Origin of the sequence: Pseudonocardia sp. EV170527-09 (assembly GCF_008369905.1) — a bacterium.
Lineage (GTDB): Bacteria > Actinomycetota > Actinomycetes > Mycobacteriales > Pseudonocardiaceae > Pseudonocardia.
Genome location: NZ_VRMC01000045.1, coordinates 1 through 18,882 on the forward strand (window position 1 = coordinate 1; position 18,882 = coordinate 18,882).

General features: G+C 75.3%; 16 protein-coding genes. 10 read left to right on the forward strand and 6 right to left on the reverse strand.

The features are described 5' to 3' along the window. Positions 1–317 precede the first annotated feature (317 nt). The gene (locus FVA95_RS15490) at positions 318–1,097 is read left to right on the forward strand and encodes an ESX secretion-associated protein EspG (protein WP_149664870.1); all 780 of its coding nucleotides are present in this window, start codon (positions 318–320) and stop codon (positions 1,095–1,097) included. Here the strand turns inward: FVA95_RS15490 and FVA95_RS15495 are convergent. Continuing rightward, positions 1,072–2,475: an NAD(P)H-quinone dehydrogenase gene (locus FVA95_RS15495; RefSeq protein WP_020624004.1), complete on the reverse strand. Its 1,404-nt coding sequence runs from the start codon at positions 2,473–2,475 to the stop codon at positions 1,072–1,074. The genes FVA95_RS15490 and FVA95_RS15495 overlap by 26 nt on opposite strands. A gap of 143 nt (positions 2,476–2,618) precedes the next feature. On the opposite strand from FVA95_RS15495, the gene FVA95_RS15500 reads away from it, so the two are divergent. Further along, a complete protein-coding gene (locus FVA95_RS15500) occupies positions 2,619–3,083 on the forward strand; it encodes a gamma-glutamylcyclotransferase (RefSeq protein WP_020624005.1) in 465 nt (154 codons plus the stop codon). A gap of 104 nt (positions 3,084–3,187) precedes the next feature. On the opposite strand, the gene FVA95_RS15505 is transcribed toward FVA95_RS15500, so the two are convergent. After that, complete coding sequence (locus FVA95_RS15505; protein ID WP_149664871.1) at positions 3,188–4,435, reverse strand: amidohydrolase; 1,248 nt, start codon at positions 4,433–4,435, stop codon at positions 3,188–3,190. Between the two features lie 481 nt (positions 4,436–4,916). Between FVA95_RS15505 and FVA95_RS33705 the strand changes: the two genes are divergently transcribed. Genes FVA95_RS33705 through FVA95_RS15525 form a run of 4 tightly spaced genes read left to right on the forward strand, consistent with a single transcriptional unit; the run spans position 4,917 to position 9,511 of the window. Beyond that, positions 4,917–6,593 carry a serine/threonine-protein kinase gene (locus FVA95_RS33705; protein ID WP_304627183.1) on the forward strand — a complete coding sequence of 559 codons (1,677 nt, stop codon included), beginning with the start codon at positions 4,917–4,919 and terminating at the stop codon, positions 6,591–6,593. A gap of 37 nt (positions 6,594–6,630) precedes the next feature. Next, a complete protein-coding gene (locus FVA95_RS15515; RefSeq protein WP_149664872.1) occupies positions 6,631–7,434 on the forward strand; it encodes a purine-nucleoside phosphorylase in 804 nt (267 codons plus the stop codon). Beyond that, positions 7,434–9,053, forward strand: a complete 1,620-nt coding sequence (locus tag FVA95_RS15520) for a phospho-sugar mutase (protein WP_149664873.1) — start codon at positions 7,434–7,436, stop codon at positions 9,051–9,053. The genes FVA95_RS15515 and FVA95_RS15520 overlap by 1 nt, the downstream gene beginning before the upstream one ends. Beyond that, entirely contained in the window at positions 9,050–9,511 is a 462-nt protein-coding gene (locus FVA95_RS15525; RefSeq protein ID WP_149664874.1) for a flavodoxin family protein, read from the forward strand. The genes FVA95_RS15520 and FVA95_RS15525 overlap by 4 nt, the downstream gene beginning before the upstream one ends. Before the next feature lie 6 nt (positions 9,512–9,517). On the opposite strand, the gene FVA95_RS15530 is transcribed toward FVA95_RS15525, so the two are convergent. Together FVA95_RS15530 and upp are read right to left on the reverse strand one after the other, a co-directional pair. After that, positions 9,518–10,225 (reverse strand): GDSL-type esterase/lipase family protein, encoded by a 708-nt coding sequence (locus tag FVA95_RS15530; RefSeq protein ID WP_149664875.1) that lies wholly within the window; start codon positions 10,223–10,225, stop codon positions 9,518–9,520. A gap of 50 nt (positions 10,226–10,275) precedes the next feature. After that, positions 10,276–10,899 (reverse strand): uracil phosphoribosyltransferase, encoded by a 624-nt coding sequence (gene upp / locus FVA95_RS15535; RefSeq protein WP_020625437.1) that lies wholly within the window; start codon positions 10,897–10,899, stop codon positions 10,276–10,278. Between the two features lie 523 nt (positions 10,900–11,422). Between upp and FVA95_RS15540 the strand changes: the two genes are divergently transcribed. Together FVA95_RS15540 and FVA95_RS15545 are read left to right on the forward strand one after the other, a co-directional pair. After that, positions 11,423–11,659, forward strand: a complete 237-nt coding sequence (locus tag FVA95_RS15540; RefSeq protein WP_010230125.1) for a hypothetical protein — start codon at positions 11,423–11,425, stop codon at positions 11,657–11,659. An 85-nt stretch (positions 11,660–11,744) separates the two neighbouring features. Beyond that, complete coding sequence (locus FVA95_RS15545; protein WP_149664876.1) at positions 11,745–13,007, forward strand: primosomal protein; 1,263 nt, start codon at positions 11,745–11,747, stop codon at positions 13,005–13,007. Here the strand turns inward: FVA95_RS15545 and FVA95_RS15550 are convergent. Then, on the reverse strand, positions 13,004–14,107 hold the full coding sequence (locus FVA95_RS15550; protein WP_149664877.1) for an adenosine deaminase: 1,104 nt from the start codon (positions 14,105–14,107) through the stop codon (positions 13,004–13,006). The genes FVA95_RS15545 and FVA95_RS15550 overlap by 4 nt on opposite strands. Before the next feature lie 186 nt (positions 14,108–14,293). Between FVA95_RS15550 and FVA95_RS15555 the strand changes: the two genes are divergently transcribed. Continuing rightward, positions 14,294–15,619: a PA containing protein gene (locus FVA95_RS15555; RefSeq protein WP_149664878.1), complete on the forward strand. Its 1,326-nt coding sequence runs from the start codon at positions 14,294–14,296 to the stop codon at positions 15,617–15,619. A gap of 293 nt (positions 15,620–15,912) precedes the next feature. Here FVA95_RS15555 and murJ read toward each other — a convergent pair whose 3' ends face one another. Beyond that, positions 15,913–17,757 (reverse strand): murein biosynthesis integral membrane protein MurJ, encoded by a 1,845-nt coding sequence (gene murJ, locus FVA95_RS15560; RefSeq protein ID WP_240051526.1) that lies wholly within the window; start codon positions 17,755–17,757, stop codon positions 15,913–15,915. A gap of 238 nt (positions 17,758–17,995) precedes the next feature. Here murJ and FVA95_RS15565 point away from each other — a divergent pair, with 238 nt between their 5' ends. Then, positions 17,996–18,823: an enoyl-CoA hydratase/isomerase family protein gene (locus tag FVA95_RS15565; RefSeq protein ID WP_149664879.1), complete on the forward strand. Its 828-nt coding sequence runs from the start codon at positions 17,996–17,998 to the stop codon at positions 18,821–18,823. The last annotated feature ends 59 nt before the right edge of the window (positions 18,824–18,882 follow it).

Consider the following 18,882-nt stretch of genomic DNA (forward strand, 5'->3'; position numbering starts at 1 on the left):
GGAGATGTGTATCAGCGACAGGCCCCCCACGGTGCCGCCACCCACGGTGCCGCCACCCACGGTGCCGCCACCCACGGCCGCTACACCCCGCCGCCGGTGCCGCCGCACGGCGACCCGGCCGTCACTCCGGCCGGCGTGCCGATGGGCGGGGTTCCGGCCGCCCCGCCGCCGGTCGCGGCGGCCGTCGGCGCGCCCGCCGACCCCCGGGTCCCGGCCTGGCGCCTCGTCGCCGACCAGCACGCCGTCCCCGACGACCCCCTGGAGCAGCCCGATGCCCGACCCCGGCGTCCTGCGTCCCGAGGCCCGGTGGCGGGGCCGTGGCTGAGCCCGCGCCCTGGATCCCGTCGGTGCCGTTCGTGCTCACCGGCACCGAGTTCGACGTCGTCTGGGAGCACCTGGGACTCGGCGCCACCCCGGTGGCGCTGCGGCTCCCCTCCCCCGGGCGCACCCGCGAGGAGCGGCGCCGGGTCGTGGCGGCCGGCGTCGCCGGGCTACGCGCCCGCGGCCTCGCCGGTCCGGCCGGACCCGACCCCGCGCTGGTACGGCTGCTGACCCTGCTCGCCCGCCCCGACCGTCACCTGGAGGTGCGCGGCCGGTTCGACGACGGCCCACTGCGCGCGGTCGCCGCCGAACGCGACGGCGACGGCGTCCTCGCCGTCCACACCGGAGCGGCCGTCACCGTGACCGCGGCGGGATCACCGGCGTTCGCCGCGGTGTCGGCCCTGCCCCGGCGCGCGCCGGGACCCGGGCCCGCCGTGACCCTGCCCACCGCCGAGCTGGCCCGCGTCCTCGACGGGGACGCTCGCACCGACCCCGGCACCGCCGGGGACGACGAGCAGCGGGCCCGGCTCGCCTCCCTGCTCGCCGGGCCCGCGCACCGTGCGCAGATCTGCGCCGTCCGGCACGACCACTGGGGCAGCCCGGCGCGGCTGCCGGGGCACGTCGCCGTCGTCGACACGCCGCGGGGCCGCTACCGCCTGACCCGCGGGACCGGCGCGCACGGCGGACCCGAGTGGTCCACCCTCGCCCCCGCGGGCGACGGCGAGCTGCGCGACCGGTTCGCCGAGCTGTTCAGTCCAGGTCGGAGTGCTGCATGAGCTGACGGCCCGCCTCGGTGATCGACCCGGACAGCGACGGGTACACCGAGAAGGTGTGGGCCAGGTCGTCCACCCCGAGCCCGTTCTGGACCGCCATCGCGATCGGCAGGATCAGCTCGCTCGCGACCGGCGCGACCACGACACCGCCGATGACCACGCCGGACGCCGGGCGGCAGAACAGCTTGACGAAGCCGCGGCGCAGCCCGCGCATCTTGGCGCGCGGGTTGGTCGACAACGGCAGCATCACGGTGCGGGCCGGGACCTCGCCGGAGTCGATCGCGTTCTGGCTGATCCCGACGGTCGCGATCTCGGGGCGGGTGAACACGTTCGCCGCGACCGTCCGCAGCCGGATCGGGGACACGCCCTCGCCGAGCGCGTGCCACATCGCGATCCGACCCTGCATGGCCGCGACCGAGGCGAGCATGAGCACGCCGGTGCAGTCGCCCGCCGCGTACACACCCGGCTCGGAGGTGCGCGAGACCTTGTCGACCGGGACGAACCCGCCCCGGTCGGTCTCGACGCCGATCTTCTCCAGGCCGAGCTCGGCGGTGTTGGGGATCGACCCGACGGTCATCAGGGCGTGCGAGCCCTCCACGACGCGACCGTCGGACAGGGTGACCCGGACGCCGTCGCCGGTGTTCTCGACGGAGTCGGCGCGCGCGTGGGCGAGGATCTCCACCCCCCGGTCGGCGAACACCTCCTCCAGCACGGCGGCGGCGTCGGCGTCCTCGTGCGGGAGGACCCGGTCGCGGCTGGAGACCAGGCTGACCCGGCAGCCGAGCTCGACGTAGGCGGAGCAGAACTCGGCGCCGGTCACGCCGGAGCCGACGACGATCAGGTGCTCGGGCAGCTCGTCGAGGTCGTAGAGCTGACGCCAGTCGAGGATCCGGTCGCCGTCCGGACGAGCCGAGTCCAGCACTCGCGGGGTGGCCCCGGTCGCGATGAGGACGACGTCGGCGACGAGGTCCTCGACGGTCCCGTCGGCGTGCGTGGCGGTCACCTCGTGCGCGGCGCGGGCCTCGGCGGGCCCGGCGAACCGCGCGGTGCCGGCGATGATCCGGACGCCCTCGTTCTCCAGCCGGGCCCGCACGTCGGCGGACTGGGCGAGGGCGAGGGACTTGACCCGCTCGTTGACCGCGGGCAGGTCGACCGCGGAGTTGCCGCGGTCCACCAGTACGCCGAGGTCCTCGGCACGGTGCAGGTCGACCCGGACGGCCGCGGAGGAGATGAAGGTCTTCGAGGGGACGCAGTCGTAGACGACGCAGGCGCCGCCCATGCCGTCCCGCTCGACGACGGTCACCTCGCTGCCGTGCTGTGCCGCGACGAGTGCGGCCTCGTAGCCGGCCGGTCCGCCGCCCATGATGACGATGCGGGTCACGGGAGATCCCCCTGGAGAAGTCGGTGGTGGTGGACCGGCAGGCGGTCCCGCCCGCCAGCGTCGACGGGGCTCACAGTACGCGTGTCCCATCGTTACGACCGGGCGGGTCGAGGCCCCGTCGGGCTCACCACTACCCTGCATGCGTGCCGCTGTATGCCGCGTACGGGTCGAACATGGACCCCGAGCAGATGAAGGAGCGCGCCCCGCACTCGCCGATGGCCGGGACCGGGTGGCTCCAGGGCTGGCGGCTGACGTTCGGCGGCGAGGACTACACCTGGGAGGGCGCGCTCGCCACCGTGGTGGAGGAGCCGGGCTCGCAGGTGTTCGTCGTGCTCTACGACGTCCCCGAGCACGACGAACGTCAGCTCGACCGCTGGGAGGGCGGTGAGCTGGGCATGCACAAGAAGCTCCGGCTGCGCGTCGCCACCCTCGACGGCAGCGTCCTCGCGTTCATCTACGTGCTGAACGCCTACGAGGGCGGAGAGCCCTCGGCCCGCTACCTGGGCGTGATCGCCGACGCCGCGGAGACCGCGGGTGCCCCGGACGACTACGTGAACGAGCTGCGCAGCAGGCCCAGCCGCAAGTCCTCGCCCGGCAACCACTCCTGACCGGACCCACCGTCCGACGAGAACGGCCCGGCCTCCGCACGTGCGGGGGCCGGGCCGTCGTCGTTCACCGCGGGAGGCGGCGGGTCGGTGAGTGTGTCAGTGGCTCAGGAGGCCGCCTGCGCCAGCGCGGACAGCGCGGCCTGCACCAGCACCCGCGAGCCGAACGGCAGGGCCCGCTCGTCGAGGTCGAAGGTCGGCTGGTGGATGTCGCGCTGCTTGCCGGTGCCCGACCACACCCCGAGCCGCGCCATGGCGCCCGCGGAGTGCTCCAGGTACCAGGCGAAGTCCTCGCCGCCGGAGGACTGCTCGGTGGAGGCGTCGGCGGCCTCGCCGCCGACGGTCACCGCGGCGTCGCGCAGCATCCCGGTGGACACCTCGTCGTTGACGACCGGCGGGACACCGCGGACGTGGTCGAGCACGTAGCCGACACCGGTGGGGGCCAGCACGGCCGCCACGAGCGCCCGCAGCTTCTCCTCGAGCTCCGTCCAGGTCGCGTGGTCGGCGGTGCGCAGGGTGCCGCGCAGCAGCCCGGACTGCGGGATCGCGTTCGCCGCGTCCCCGGCGTGCACCGCACCCCAGGTCAGGACGGTGCCCGAGCGCGGGTCGACGTGGCGGGTCAGCAGCAGCGGCACCTGGGTGGCCAGCAGCCCGAGCGCCTGCACGAGGTCGGCGGTCAGGTGCGGGCGGGAGGTGTGCCCGCCCGGTGAGGTCAGCCGGACCTCGATGAGGTCACAGGCCGAGGTGATCGGGCCGACCCGGGTGCCGAGCCGCCCGACCTCCAGGCGCGGGTCGCAGTGCAGCGCGAAGATCCGCTGCACGCCCTCCATCACGCCCTGGCCGACGGCGTCGAGCGCGCCGCCCGGCTGCACCTCCTCGGCCGGCTGGAACACCAGCCGGACCCGGCCGGGCAGCGACGGCGCGGCCTGCAGCACCAGGGCCGCCCCCAGCAGCATCGCGGTGTGCGCGTCGTGCCCGCAGGCGTGCATGACACCGGGCACCTCGGAGGCGAACGGGAGACCGGTCTGCTCCTGCAGCGGCAGCGCGTCCATGTCCGCGCGCAGGGCGACCAGCGGCTCGCCGTACCCCACCTCGCAGACGACGCCGGTGCCGTCGGCGAGGGTGCGCGGCTCCAGACCCGCCCGCATCAGGGTCTCCGCGACCCGCGCGGTCGTGAGGTGCTCGCGACGGGCCAGCTCGGGCTGGGCGTGGATCGCGCGGCGCCAGCCCACGATCTCGCCCTTGTGCGCCCGCATCCACGACTCCAGCCAGGCCGGACCCGTGCCGACGCCGAGATCGTCGACCGCGAGATCGGTGATCTCCGGGAGCTCGGTGCGGGTCTGCAGCGCAGTCACCTTGTCCTCCTCGTACTGGCCTCCGGCCGGAACGGCCCGCCTGCCCGCGGTCGACGCGGACGGCGATCGGTCGTGTCCCACCACTCATGATGGTGCTCACCCGTCCGGCGGTGTTCCAGTCGAAATCGTCCGTTCACGCCTCCGCGCGGCAAGGGGTCGACGGGGTGCTGCCAGCGGGTTCACCTCCCCAGGTGAACGGGCGCGGGCGACCGTTCCTCCCGTCGGCGAACGGGCGTCCTCGCCGTTCACCGGCGGTTCGGACGCCCGTCACGGGACGTGCGGCCGGCGACGACACCGGACCGCGGCCGGAACGGCACCGGACCGTGACCGTCGGCACGCCCGGCCCGCCGTGGCCGCCGTCCGCCGTCCGGACCGGCCGGTGCCGTCACCTACCGTCACTCCTGCGCACCGGCGGTGACGATCACGGCCGGAGGCGGTGTGCGGGGACGGGCCGCGCGGGCACGATGGAACAATCGGCGCCGTGTCCGTTCCCGAGGGCGAGGTCCAGCGCCGACAGTTCGCCGGGCGGTACCGCGTCGACGGTCCGCTCGGGAGCGGCGCGATGGGCACCGTCTGGTCGGGTTTCGACGAGGTCCTGCACCGCCGCGTCGCGCTCAAGGAGCTGAAGATCCCCGACGGCATCCCGGCCGGGGAGAAGCTGGAACTGCGTGAACGCATCATGCGGGAGGCCCGGGCGCTGGCCGGGCTGTCGCACCCCAACGTCGTGACCGTCTTCGACGTGCTGGACTCCGGCGGCGACGAGCCGCTGGTGGTCATGGAGCTGGTGCCGTCGAAGAACCTGGCCGCGGCGATCACCGAGCTGGGCAGGCTCGACGCCGCGCAGGCCGGCGTCGTCGGGCACGGCACCGCGGCGGCGCTGCGGGCCGCGCACCGGGCCGGGATCACCCACCGCGACGTGAAGCCCGGCAACGTCCTGATCTCCGACGACGGCCGGATCAAGCTCACCGACTTCGGCATCGCCCGCAACGAGTCCGACGCACCGATGACCTCCGCGGGCCTCGTGCTCGGCTCGCCCGCCTACATCGCCCCCGAGGTCGCCGCGGGCCAGCCGGTCACCCCGGCCGCGGACCTGTGGGGCCTCGGCGCGACGCTCTGGGCCGCCGTCGAGGGCCGCCCGCCCTACGACGTCGACGGCGACCCGGTCCGCACCATCACCGAGGTCGTCGACGGCCCCGTCCCCGTGCCGACGGTCACCGGCCCGGTCGCCGAGGTCATCGCCGGGCTGATGGTCAAGGAGCCCGCCGCCCGGATGCCGCTCGACGAGGTACGGGCCCGGCTGCGCCCGCTGCTCGCCGACCCCGACGACCCGATCTTCCCCGGCTCGCCGGACGTGCCGACCGTCATGGCGCGGGTGCCGGCACCGCCCGGTGGGACCGCGGCCCCGCCGCGGGTGCCCGCACCGGCACCGCCCGGCCCGCTCGGGCCCACCGGGACCGGCACCTACGGCCGCTCCCCGGTCGCCGACCCCGTGCCCGCACCGGCACCGCCGCCGGCGGAGCGCCCGCGTCCGGCCCGGCCGTCGTCGCGGGGGGCCGCACCCGCCCGCGTCGCGGCGACCGGCCCGACCACCGTGCTCGGTGCCGTCCCGCTGGTTCTCGGCGGCGCGCTGCTCCTGCTGCTCGGCGCACTCGCCGGATTCACCGGGGTCCGCGCGCTGGCCGGCCAGGAACCGCTGTCGACGGTCACCGTCGCCACCGACCGGTCGCTGCGCACCACCTACCCGGACCCGCTCGGCTTCACCGTGCCGGTGCCCGACGGCTGGACGCAGTTCCGCTCACCCGCCCCGGACGGGTCGGTCGTCGTCCGCTTCGTCAGTCCGGACGGCCGTCAGGAGCTGTCGGTCCGCGCGGCCACCTCGGTGCAGGCCGTCACCGACGCGCTCACCCCCGAGGCGCTGGGCGTCGACCCGGTCGAGGCCGGGCCGGTCGAGCAGCTGCCCGACGGCTCCAGCCAGGTCGCGCTCACCACCGGCAGCGGCAGCGCGCAGCGCAGCACGCTGATGCGCATCGTCCCCGGCCGCGACCGGCAGGGCGGGGTCTGGGTCCTGCAGCTGACCTCCCCCGCCGGGCGCGCCGAGGACGCCGTCGCGGGCCTGTTCGACGCCGTCGCCTCGGGCTTCCGCGCCACCCCGGGCTGAGCCGGCCACGGCACCGGCGCCCCCTAGGCTGGCGCCCATGGCCGACACCGCCGACCCCACCGCTCGCGCCCACGACGCCGCCGCCGAGCTCGCCCGCCGCACCGGCACCGACACCCACGACGTGGCGGTGGTCCTGGGCTCCGGCTGGCGTCCGGCCGCCGACGTGCTCGGCACCCCCGACGCCGAGGTCCCGATGGCCGAGCTGCCCGGCTTCGTCGCTCCGTCCGCGGTCGGCCACGGCGGCACCGCCCGCTCGCTGCGCATCGGTGACACCCGGGTGCTGGTCCTGCTCGGGCGCACCCACCTCTACGAGGGCCACGGGATGGACCCGGTCGTGCACGGCGTCCGCACCGCCGCGGCGGCCGGTGTCCGCACGGTCGTGCTGACCAACGCGGCGGGCGGCATCACCGAGGGCCTGTCGGTCGGGCAGCCGGTGCTGATCGCCGACCACCTCAACCTCCTGGCGCGCTCGCCGCTGCAGGGCGCGCACTTCGTCGACCTCACCGACGCCTACTCCCCCCGGCTGCGCGCCGCCGCCCGCGAGCTGGACCCGTCGCTGGTCGAGGGCGTCTACGCCGGGCTGCCCGGCCCGCACTTCGAGACCCCGGCCGAGATCCGGATGCTGCGCACGCTGGGCGCGGACCTGGTCGGGATGTCCACCGTCGCCGAGACGATCGCCGCCCGCGCCGCCGGACTGGAGGTCGCCGGGATCTCGCTGGTCACCAACCTGGCCGCGGGCCTGTCCGGGCAGCCGCTGAACCACCAGGAGGTCCTCGACGCCGGCGCCGCCGCGGCGACCCGGATGGGCTCGCTGCTGCGCGACCTCGTCGGCCGCGTCTGATGGTGCTCCCGGGACCGCTGCGCGACGCGGCGCTGCGCTGGATCGCCGACGACCCCGACCCGGCCACGCGCACGGAGCTGCAGCGGATCCTGGCCACCGCGATGGCCGGGGGCGACGGCGCCGGGGAGGCGATCGACGACCTGGCCGATCGGCTGTCCGGGCCGCTGCGCTTCGGCACCGCCGGGCTGCGGGGGCCGGTGCGGGCCGGGCCGTCGGGGATGAACGTCGCCGTCGTGACCCGGGCGACCGCAGGGCTGGCCGCCCACCTGACCCGGACCGCTGGCACCGGCCGGGTCGTCGTCGGCCGGGACGCCCGGCACGGGTCCGCCGCGTTCGCCGAGGCCACCGCCCGCGTGCTGACCGGCGCCGGGTTCACCGTGACCCTGCTCGACGGCCCCGCCCCCACCCCGCTGGTGGCGTTCGCGGTGCGGCACCTCGGCGCGGTCGCCGGGATCGCCGTGACCGCCTCGCACAACCCGCCCGCGGACAACGGCTACAAGGTCTACCTCGCCGACGGCGCGCAGCTCGTGAGCCCCGACGACGCCGCCATCGAGGAGGCGATCACCGCCGCACCGCCCGCGGTGTCGGTCCCGCTCGGTCCGCTGCCGGACCCGGCGGAGGTCACCGGCGCCTACCTCGACCGGATCGCGACGCTGCCGGCGAACACCGGGACTCCCGCGCCGCGGATCGCGCTCACCCCGATGCACGGGGTCGGCGGCGCGACCGCGGTCGCCGCGCTCGCCAGGGCCGGGGTGCACGACGTCGCCGTCGTCGCGAGCCAGGCCGTGCCCGACCCCGACTTCCCGACGGTGGCCTTCCCGAACCCGGAGGAGCCGGGCGCCACCGACGCGCTGCTCGCGCTGGCCGCCGACAGCGGCGCGGACCTCGCCGTCGCGCTGGACCCGGACGCGGACCGGTGCGCGCTCGGCGTCGCCTTCCCCGACGGCTGGCGGATGCTGTCCGGCGACGAGACCGGTGTCCTGCTCGGCGACCACCTGCTGCGGACCGGGACCACGCCGGACCCGCTGGTCGCGACGACCGTGGTGTCGTCGTCGATGCTCGCCCGCATCGCCCGGGCCCGCGGGGCCCGGTTCGCCGAGACCCTCACCGGATTCAAGTGGATCGTGCGGGCCGGTGACGGGCTGGTCTTCGGCTACGAGGAGGCGATCGGGCTCTGCGTCGACCCCGAGGGCGTCCGGGACAAGGACGGCATCTCCGCCGCCGTCGTCGCCGCGGACCTGGTGCGCGGGCTCGCCGCGGCCGGGTCGTCGGTGCCACGGCGGCTCGACGAGCTGGCCGCGGAGTTCGGCGTGCACGCCACCCAGGGCGTCTCGATCCGGATGGCCCCCGCCGAGCGCGACGCCGCCGTCGCCCGGCTGCGCGCCGCGCCCCCGGCCGGCTGGGAGGCCGACCGCCCGGCCCCCGACGTGCTGCGGCTGCGCCGCCCCGGGACCCGGGTGGTGATCCGCCCGTCGGGGACCGAGCCGAAGCTCAAGGCCTACCTGGAGGTCGCCCTGGACCCCACCAGCGACGTGGCCGCGGTGCCGGCGTCGCGGGCCGTCGCCGCGGAGCGCCTGGACGCGGTGCGCGCCGAGGTCGACGGGATGCTCGCCGGATGAGCACCCGCCTGCTCCTGGTCCACCACACCCCGTCCCCCGCGACCGCGGAGCTGCTCGCCGAGGTCCGCGCGGGGGCGGCCGACCCGGACATCACCGGGGTCGAGGTCGTCGCGCGCGCCGCCCTGGCCGCGACGGCGAGCGACCTGCTCGCCGCCGACGCCGTCGTCCTCGGGACGCCGGCGAACATCGGCTACATGTCCGGCGCACTCAAGCACTTCCTCGACCAGGTCTTCTACGTCTGCGCCGACGACACCCGCGGCCTGCCCTACGGGCTGTGGGTGCACGGCGGCTCGGACACCTCCGGTGCGACCCGCTCGGTGACGACGATCGCCGAGGCGATGGGCTGGACCGCGGCGGCCGCGCCGGTCGAGGTCGCCGGTCCCCCGGACGCCGCCGCCCGGGCCGCGTGCCGCGAGCTGGACGCCGTCCTGGCCGCGACCGTCATGCCGGAGGACTGACCCCGGTCACCGGCGCCCGGTGGCGGGCCGGACCCCGAGGTGCGCCTCGATCCGGTCGGCCCACATCGACGCGATCGTGCGGTAGGCGTCCGGTCCGGCGTGCAGGCCGTCCGCGGTCCGCCCGGCGGGGAACAGGGCGGCGGTGTCCACGAACTCCACCGAGTGGCCCGCCGCGCGGTGCGCCGCGGCGACCCGGGGCAGGTACTCGGCCAGCCGCGCCCGCTCGGCCCGCTGCTTCGGCAGCGGTGCCCACACCCCGGCCATGATCACGTGGGTGTGCGGTGCGGCCGCGAACACGCGGTCCAGCAGCCGGTCCAGGCTCGCCGCCGTCGCCCGCGCGCCGGCCCCCTGCAGCAGGTCGTTGGTGCCGGCGTGCAGGAGCACGACGTCCGGCTGCGCGGCCAGCACCCAGCCGCCCGTCATCGGCACCATCCGGGCCGCCGTCCAGCCGGAGCGGCCCTCGTGGTCGGTGTCGGGCAGCGCGTCCGGGCCGGAGCTGCGGGAGCCGACGTAGTCGACGCGGACGCCGTCGGCGGTGAGGCGCTGCCACAGCGGGAGGCGGTAGCCGGCCGTCGCCGGGCTCCCCACCCCGACCGTCGACGACGCGCCCAGCGGCATCACCCGCACCACCCCGGGATCGTCGACGGCGGCGGGCACCTCGACGTCCTCCGGCCGGTCCGCCGCGGGCAGCGCGGACAGCGCGACCGCCACCACCGGCCGCCACGACCCCGGTGAGGACGCGCCGGGAGGGCCTCACGGCCGGCTCAGACCGCGCCGAACTGACGGTCCCCGGCGTCGCCGAGGCCGGGGACGATGAACGCGGAGTCGTTGAGCCGTTCGTCGATGCTGGCGGTCACCATCCGGACCGGCAGCCCGGACGCGCGCAGCCGCTCCACCCCCTCCGGCGCCGACAGCGCGCAGAGGATCGTCACGTCGTCGGCGCCGCGGCGGGTCAGGAGCTCGACGGTGTGCACCATCGAGCCGCCGGTGGCCAGCATCGGGTCGAGCACGAACACCGGCCGGCCGACGAGGCTGTCGGGGAGCGACTCCATGTAGGGCACCGGCTGGTGGGTCGTCTCGTCGCGGGCCATGCCGACGAAGCCCATCTGCGAGTCCGGGATCAGGTTCAGCGCGGCCTCGGCCATCCCCAGCCCGGCCCGCAGCACGGGGACCAGCACCGGCGGGACGGCGAGCCGGTGGCCGACCGTCCGCGAGACCGGGGTGTGGATCCGGTCCTCGGTGAGCGGCGCCGCGCGGGTGGCCTCGTAGACCAGCATCAGGGTGAGCTCGCGCAACGCCGCCCGGAAGGTGGCGTTGTCGGTGCGGGCGTCCCGCATGGTGCTGAGCCGGGCCCGCACGAGCGGGTGGTCGACGACGATCGTGTCCACGGGCGCACAGCCTACGGCGGTCCGGCCCCCGGGAGATCCCCCGTGCGGAGGCGCCCGGCCCACCGATCCGGTGCCGTCGCCCGCGGCGGGCGGACCCCGCCGGCCGGGACGCGCCGCACATCCTGCGACGATGCCGTCCCGTGACCGGAAGGACACCGGGACGTCATCCACGAACGTTGACACTGGTTCGTGTCACGGTTCACGAAGCGTGAGAAGCGGGCGCTCACCGACGAGTGACACCAGGACCGGCCGGATGCACCCTCTCGTCCTGCCGAGTGAGGCCGGGAACACCCTCGCAGACCTTGCGTGACAGCCGATCTCCGCGCGGACCGGTGATCACCAACGGTGTCCGGTCGAGCACGTCTCGTTCCCCGGATCGCGTGATCGACCGCGAGGAGTGCCACGATCAGCACACGCGGTCGCCGATCTCGCGATTCACCTGACCCGAACGGGTGGTATGGCCGAAACGGTGTCACATCGAGGGCACCGCCGACGCTGTACTAGACAACAAGGAGGTGATCCGATGCCGGAGAACACGACTTCCGAGGAGCAGACGTTGATCGCTGCTGCCGAGAAGCTCACGCAGTGCGACGGATACGTCGTTCTGGCGGTGGACCCGCAGACCGGGGAGGTGGACGCACACGGCCCGTTCGACGGGATGACGGCGACCATCAAGGCCGATCAGCTGCGCCGCGACTTCGACCGGGGTGGACTCGAGGACGTGTCCATCGGAGTGGTCCGACTGCACTCCCAGGCCTGACCCCGCACGACCGTGATCCGCCGGGCCGGCGACACCCGAGGTGGTGGGACCGGCCGGCGGAAGGACGCGACGATAGGCTCGCCCCGTGGCAAGCGACATCGTCCCGATCCGGCTCGCTCTCACCCGGGGCGACGTGGTCACCCTGTGGGCTCCCCCCTGGCGCGAGGACGGCGAGGAGTGGGAAGCCTTCCTCGGCGACGACGAGCACGTGTTCGTCTTCGACGAGGTGGCCGGTCTCGCCGCGTTCGTCCGGACCGCGCCCGAGCACGACCTGGTCGACCACCCCGCGTGGTCGGCGGTCCCCGGTCTCGCGGTCGCCGAGCTGACCCCCGACGCCGTGCACCGGTACGACCTGGTGGGTCTGCCGGAGCTGGCCGCCGCCGAGCCCGACGCGGCGACCGTGCAGGAGCTGCACGAGACCGTCTCGATCGTCCGGTCGCTGGCCGACGTCTGCGACCTCACCGACGTGATCGCCGCGCTCGACGGCGAGCCCACGTTCGCGCTGCTGCGCGAGGGCGAGCCGGCCTTCGCCGGGCGTGACGGGGCCCGGCGCTGGACCGCGCTGTCCGAGGCGATCGCGACGCACTGGGACGGGATCGTGGACGCCGTCGACGACCTCGTCGCCACTCCGGAGATCGACGCCGGTGCGCTGGACAAGGCGCGGGCCGAGGAGCAGGAGCTCCGCGACCGCCTCGCCGAGCAGCCCCTCGACGACGACGAGGCCCTCGAGGCCGCCGCACTCGCCGCGGGCACCGACGACGCCGACGCCGCCGAGGACGAGCCGACCGGCTTCTGGGCCGAGGTCGGCATCGACCCGATCCGCATCGAGACCGGCGACCGCTCCGTGGTCAGCCTGCGCTGCTACCTCGACGACAAGCCGGTCTTCCTCGGCTCCGACGGCCGGATCGACGTGTTCGACTCCGAGCGCGCGCTGTTCCGGGCGCTGGCCGACCGGGAGCACCCCGCCGTCGCCGGGACCGACCTGACCGCGGCCGTCACCTTCGCCGAGGTGCTCGACGCGGCCGCCGTCGGCGAGCTCGACGGCGGCGTCGAGGACATGAACACCTACGTGCTCACCGGGATCGGGCAGGACCTCGCCGACGGCGTGCTCGACCTCGACCCGGTCCAGCTCGACCTGGCCTCGGAGCTGCTGACCGACGTCGGTGAGTGGGCCGGGGACCCCGAGCCCGCCGAGGCCCTCGCCGAGTCCAGCAGCCTCGGCTGGCTCGTCTCGTTCGTCGTGCGGCCGGACCCGACCCGGATGGCACCCAGCCCGCCGTTCACCCAGGAGGCGCAGGCCTGGGGCGAGCTCGTCGCCGGGCTCGAGGCCCGGCTGCGGGAGCACTAGCGGGACAGGGCGTCGTACCCGGGCTTGATGACGTCCTCGATCAGCGCCAGCCGCTCGTCGAAGCCGATGAACGCCGACTTCATCGCGTTGACGGTGAACCAGCGCAGGGTGTCCCAGCCGTAGCCGAAGGTCTCGGCCAGGTCGTACATCTCGCTGGTCATCGTGCAGCCCGACATCAGCCGGTTGTCGGTGTTGACCGTGACCCGGAACCGCAGCGCGGTGAGCAGCCCGATCGGGTGCTCGGCCAGCGACGTCGCGGCCCCGGTGTGGACGTTCGACGTCGGGCACATCTCCAGCGGGATCCGGCTGTCGCGGACCCAGGCGGCCAGCCGGCCCAGGCGCGGCGGCTCGCCCTCGCGGACCTCGATGTCGTCGACGATGCGCACGCCGTGGCCGAGGCGGTCGGCGCCGCACCACTGGATCGCCTCCCAGATCGACGGCAGCCCGAACGCCTCGCCGGCGTGGATGGTGACGTGCGCGTTCTGCTGGCGGACGTACTCGAAGGCGTCGAGGTGACGGGTGGGCGGGAAGCCCTTCTCGGCGCCGGCGATGTCGAAGCCGACGACGCCGGCGTCGCGGTGCCGCACCGCCAGCTCGGCGATCTCCCGCGACCGCGCGGCGTGCCGCATCGCGGTGAGCAGGGTGCCGATCCGGATGGTGTTGCCGGCCGCCGCGGCGCGGGCGGTGCCGATCCGGAACCCGTCGAGAACGGCGGCGATGACGGTGTCGAGGTCCAGCCCGGCCTCGACGTGCAGCTCGGGCGCGAAGCGGACCTCGGCGTAGACGACGCCGTCGGCGGCCAGGTCCTCGGCGGCCTCGGCCGCCACCCGGGTCAGCGCCTCGCGGGTCTGGAGCACCGCGACGGTGTGCCCGAAGGTCTCGAGGTAGCGGACCAGCGAGCCGGAGTGGGCGGCGCCGAGGAACCAGGCCGCGAGCTCGCCGGGGTCGGTGGTGGGGAGCTTGTCGTAGCCGTACTCGCGGGCCAGGTCGATCACGGTACCGACGCGCAGGCCGCCGTCGAGATGGTCGTGCAGGAGCACCTTGGGAGCGCGGCGGACGGTGTCGGGGGTGACCGGGGCGGGACCGGTGGGATCTGCCACTCGCGCACCGTACCGAGCGGCGTGGCGCGCGACGACCGGCGCCCGGACCTGCCATGATCGGCACTCGATCCGGGCGCGGAGACATGCCCCGGACGGCTCAACACAACACCGTCCGTCGACCCTCGTCCGGCGGTCGCTACCCTCTGGGCACTCCCCACTTGGCTCAGAGGAAGCGCAGCAGGTGCCATGAGCGACACTTCGAACCTCTCGTTCGACCGGATGCGCGGCATGCTCATGCGGGCGGCCGAGATCCGTGACAGCGAACAGCAGCAGATCTTCGACTCCCTCGACGAGATCCACGCCCGGCTGGCGGCCCTGGACGCCATCGGCACCGTGCGCAAGAAACTCACCGAGCTCCCCGACCGGACCGAGCTGAACGTCCTGGCCGAGCGCCTCGACGAGACGGTCTCCAAGCTCGACAACACCGAGATCGTGCTCGGCGCGATCACCCGGGCCATCGAGTCCCTGCCGGACAAGCTGGCCAAGCCGATCGCCCAGCTCGACGGGCGGCTGGACGGCATGGGTGGGCGCCTCGAGGGCGTCTCGGGCCGGATGGACGGCCTGGACGACCGCCTGGGCGGCCTGCACAAGCGCCTCGACGACCTCGACAACCGGCTCGACCGGCACGAGATGCGGCTCGACGCGATGCCGAACGCCGTCGCCTCCCCGATCAAGGAGCGCATCGACGGCGTCGAGCGTCAGGTGCGCGAGCAGCTCGACGCGGCCGTGCACTCCTTCGAGGAGACCGGCGAGGGCCTGCGCAACCTGCTCGGCGACACCTCGGTGGGCCTGCACCGCCGCCTGGAGGACCTGGCCCAGCGTCCGGCCGTCGACCCGACCCCCGCGTTCGACGCCCTCACCGAGCGGCTGGAGGCCCTCTCCGCCCGTCTGGAGGAGGTCGGCACGCGGCTCGACTCGGTCGAGTCCGGGCTGGACGGCAAGCTGACCGACCTGGACGGGTCGGTCAAGGAGCGGGTCGGCAAGCTCGGCGGGTCCCTCAAGGACCGCCTGGGTGAGCTCGACGGTTCGGTCACCGAGCGGCTGACGTCGCTGTCGGAGGCCGTGGACGGCCGGTTCGACGCGCTCGGCGAGAGCGTCGACGGGAAGCTCGACAAGCTCACCGGCGACGTCGACACCCGCCTCGACAAGCTGACCGGGGAGGTCGACACCCGCCTGGAGAAGCTGACGGGCGACGTCTCCACGCTCTCCGCCGGCGTCGACGACCGGCTGGCCGGCCTCGACACCGTGCTGCGCGACCGGCCGGACACCGGCGCGGTCACCGACCTGGTCACCAAGGCCAACGCCGAGTCCGAGCGCCGCAACGCCAGCCAGCTCGACGAGGCCATGGCGACCTTCGCGGAGCTGATCATGGGTCGGGGTGGGCAGTACGCCCAGCAGGCCCCGCCGCCCCCGCCCCGCCCGGCCCAGCGCCGTGGGCGGGCGAAGGTCGCGGTGAAGAGCCAGAACGGTGCCTCCGCCGCCGACCTGGTCGGCGACGACCCGGACGACTGAGCCCCGCGCGCCGTCCGCGCGCACGACGACCACGGCGACGCCGCGCCCCGCATCGGGGCGCGGCGTCGCTGCGTCCGGCCCCGGCATCCCGGCCGGCCGGCCCGCATCGCGCCGGGCTCTCGGTCCTCCGGCCCCGATCTCGGCCCCCGCCCGGCACCCGGTGCCGCGCCACGGCCGTAGGCGAACCGGAGGGACGCGACGGGGGACGTACTGGAGAGGACGCGCCGAGGACATGCCCGGGACACGCGCGCCGCGGACGACGGCGCGCCGGGGAACGGGGTTCCGCCCCCGGGTCAGCGGCGGGCGAAGCGCCGGAAGACCGCGTCGAGCTCCCGGACCCTCAGCACACGCATCGCGACCACGGCCAGCGGCAGGGCGATCAGCGTGCCCCCGACCAGCAGCGTCCAGGCCCGGGCGACGTCCGGCCAGTCCGCGAGCGCCGGGTCCACGAGCCGGGTGATCCCCCAGGCGACGGCGGCCGCGGCGGCCGAGGCGAGGGCCACCCTCGCCAGGCAGGCGAGCACCTCGCCGGAGCGGGCCCAGCCGAGGCGACGACGCAGCAGCCACTGCCCGAGCACGGCACCGCCGACGAACGAGAGCCCGTTCGCCGCAGCGAGGCCGAGCACGACCTGCTCCGGCGGGAGCAGCAGCGGGCACGCCAGCAGCAGCGGGATCTTGACCCCGACCATGCCGACCTGGATCAGGGTCGGGGTGCGGGAGTCGGTCATCGCGTAGAACACGCGCATCTGCAGCATGGTGACCGCGTAGGGCAGGAGCCCGAACGCCGACCATGCGACGGCCTGGCCGAGGCGTTCGGCCCCGGCCCCGCTGCCCGCACCGACGGAGAACAGCGCGGTGCCCAGGGCCGGGCCGAACGCCGTCATGACGGCCGCGATCGGCACGAGCCCGACGGTGGACAGGCGGGCGCCGAGCGAGAGGTCGGTGACGACCTGGTCGACGTCGCCCTTCGCCGCGGCCCGGCTCATCCGCGGCATGAGCGCGGTCAGCAGCGACACACCGAGCACGCCGTAGGGGACCTGGAGCAGCAGCCACGCGTTCATGTAGGTCGCGACCGACCCCTCGGACGCCGAGGCGGCGACCCGGGTGGTCACGATGTAGCCGGCCTGCCCGACCAGCACGTAGGCGACGATCCACAGGGCCATCCCGCCGGCCAGCGACAGCCGCGGGTCCCAGCCCCACACCGGGCGGTAGCGGAACCCGATGCTGCGCATGAAGGGGATCAGCACCAGCGCCTGCACGACGATGCCGAGCGTCGTCCCGATGCCCAGCACCAGCAGCTTCGGGTCGCCCATCCGGACCGGGTCGACCGAGATCTCCCCCGGCACGAGGACGTAGACCACGAGCACGCCCAGCATGACGACGTTGTTGAGCACCGGCGCCCAGGCGAACGGCCCGAACACCTGTCTCGAGTTCAGGACCGCGCCGAGCAGCGCACCGATGCCGTAGAAGAAGATCTGCGGCAGCAGCAACCAGGCGAACGCCGTGGCCAGCGCCGGGTTGGCCTGCCCGGTGTCCCCCGAACCGAGGTAGAGCCTGGTCAGCAGCGGGGCGGCGGCCATCGCGATCAGGGTCGCGACCAGCAACGCGGCCCCGACCACGGTGAACAGCAGCCGGGTGAACCGTTCGCCGCCGTCGGCGTCCTCGGCCTGGGCGCGGACCAGCACCGGGATCATCACGCTGGTCAGGACCCCGCCGAGCAGCAGCTCGTAGACGATGTTCGGCAGCGTGTTCGAGATCGTGTAGGAGTCGTTGACGACCGCGAAGCCCAGCACCGCGACCAGCGCGAGGTTCCGGACGAAGCCGGTGATCCTGCTGACCAGGCTGGCGATCGCGATCATGCCGGAGGAGCGGACGAGCGAGCCGGTGCGCTCCGCGCCGCCGGACGGCGTCGAGGCGGCGGGGGCCCCCGGCTCGGCCACCGGTCCCAGTGGGGTCGTCGGCTCCCCCGGGTCGGGGACCCGGCCGGATCCGAGCGGACGGGTCACCTCGGCGGCACCCTCCGGAGGCGTCCGCGGGGTCCGCCGGGGGTCCGCGCCCATCACCGGTCGGGGCAGCGGCTCGTGCCGTACCACCGCGGGGTGGGGCGCCCGCTCCGCCGCTCGTCGGTCCTCACGCATCGTGGTCCATCGTGCCGGATCGGAATCGTCGTGCCGACGCCCGCCCGGTCCCGTGCTGCCCTGCGCCGTCCTGTGCCGTCCCGTCCTGGGCCGTCGTGTGCCGTCCTGGGCCGTCACCCACCGGTGGGCGCACCCGCCCGGCGGCACGGCGCAGCCGCGGGCGTGTCGCGGCCCACGCGAGGCCGGCCGGAGGCGGGCCGGGGCCGCGCCGTGCGTCGCCGCGACGCAGGATGGCCCGGTGACCACTCCCGCACCCGCTGCCCCCGTCCGTGTCGAGCGCGACGGGGACGTCGCCGTCGTCGTCCTCGACCGTCCGCCGCTCAACCTGTTCGACGAGTCCGTCTTCGCCGGGTTCGAGCGGGCCGTGGCCGAGCTGGTCGCGCTGACCGCGCCCGGCCGCCCCGACCGCGCCCGCGCCGTGCTCCTGGAGGCCCGCGGCCGCGTGGTGTCGGCCGGGGTGCAGGTGGAGACGTTCCGCGACATCGCCGAGGGGCCCGACCCGGTCGGGGAGGGCACCGCACTGTGGGCCCGGCTGATCCGGCTTGCCCGGACCCTGGAGGACCTGCCCGTACCGACGGTGTTCGCCGCGCACGGCCTGACCCTGACCGCCGCCTTCGAGCTGGCCCTGGCCTGCGACCTGATCGCCGCCGCCGAGCAGGCGTCGTTCGGACTGGTCGAGATCGTCGTCGGGCTCACGCCCTCGATGGGCGGCCCGCAGCGGCTCGCCGAGCGCGCCGGCCCCACCCGGGCCAAGGAGCTGGTGTTCGGCGGTGAGCGGTATCCGGCCGCCCGGCTGGAGCAGTGGGGCGTGGTCAACCGGGTACTGCCCGACGAGGGGTTCGCCGAGGCCGCCCGCGAGTACGCGCGTCGTCTCGCCGCGGGACCGACGGTCGCGCACGCCGCCACCAAGCAGCTCGTGTCGACCGCGGTGCGCGACGGCGTCCGCGCCGCCGACGCGGTGCTGCCCCAGGTCTCCGGGCCGCTGTTCGCGAGCGAGGACCTGCGCGGTGCGGTGGCCTCGTTCCTCGCCGACGGTCCCGGACGGGCGACCTACCGGGGTCGGTGACTCCCCGCCCGGGAGACCCGGCCGCCGTCCGGGGACCGCACGACGCCCGGCCGGGCGGG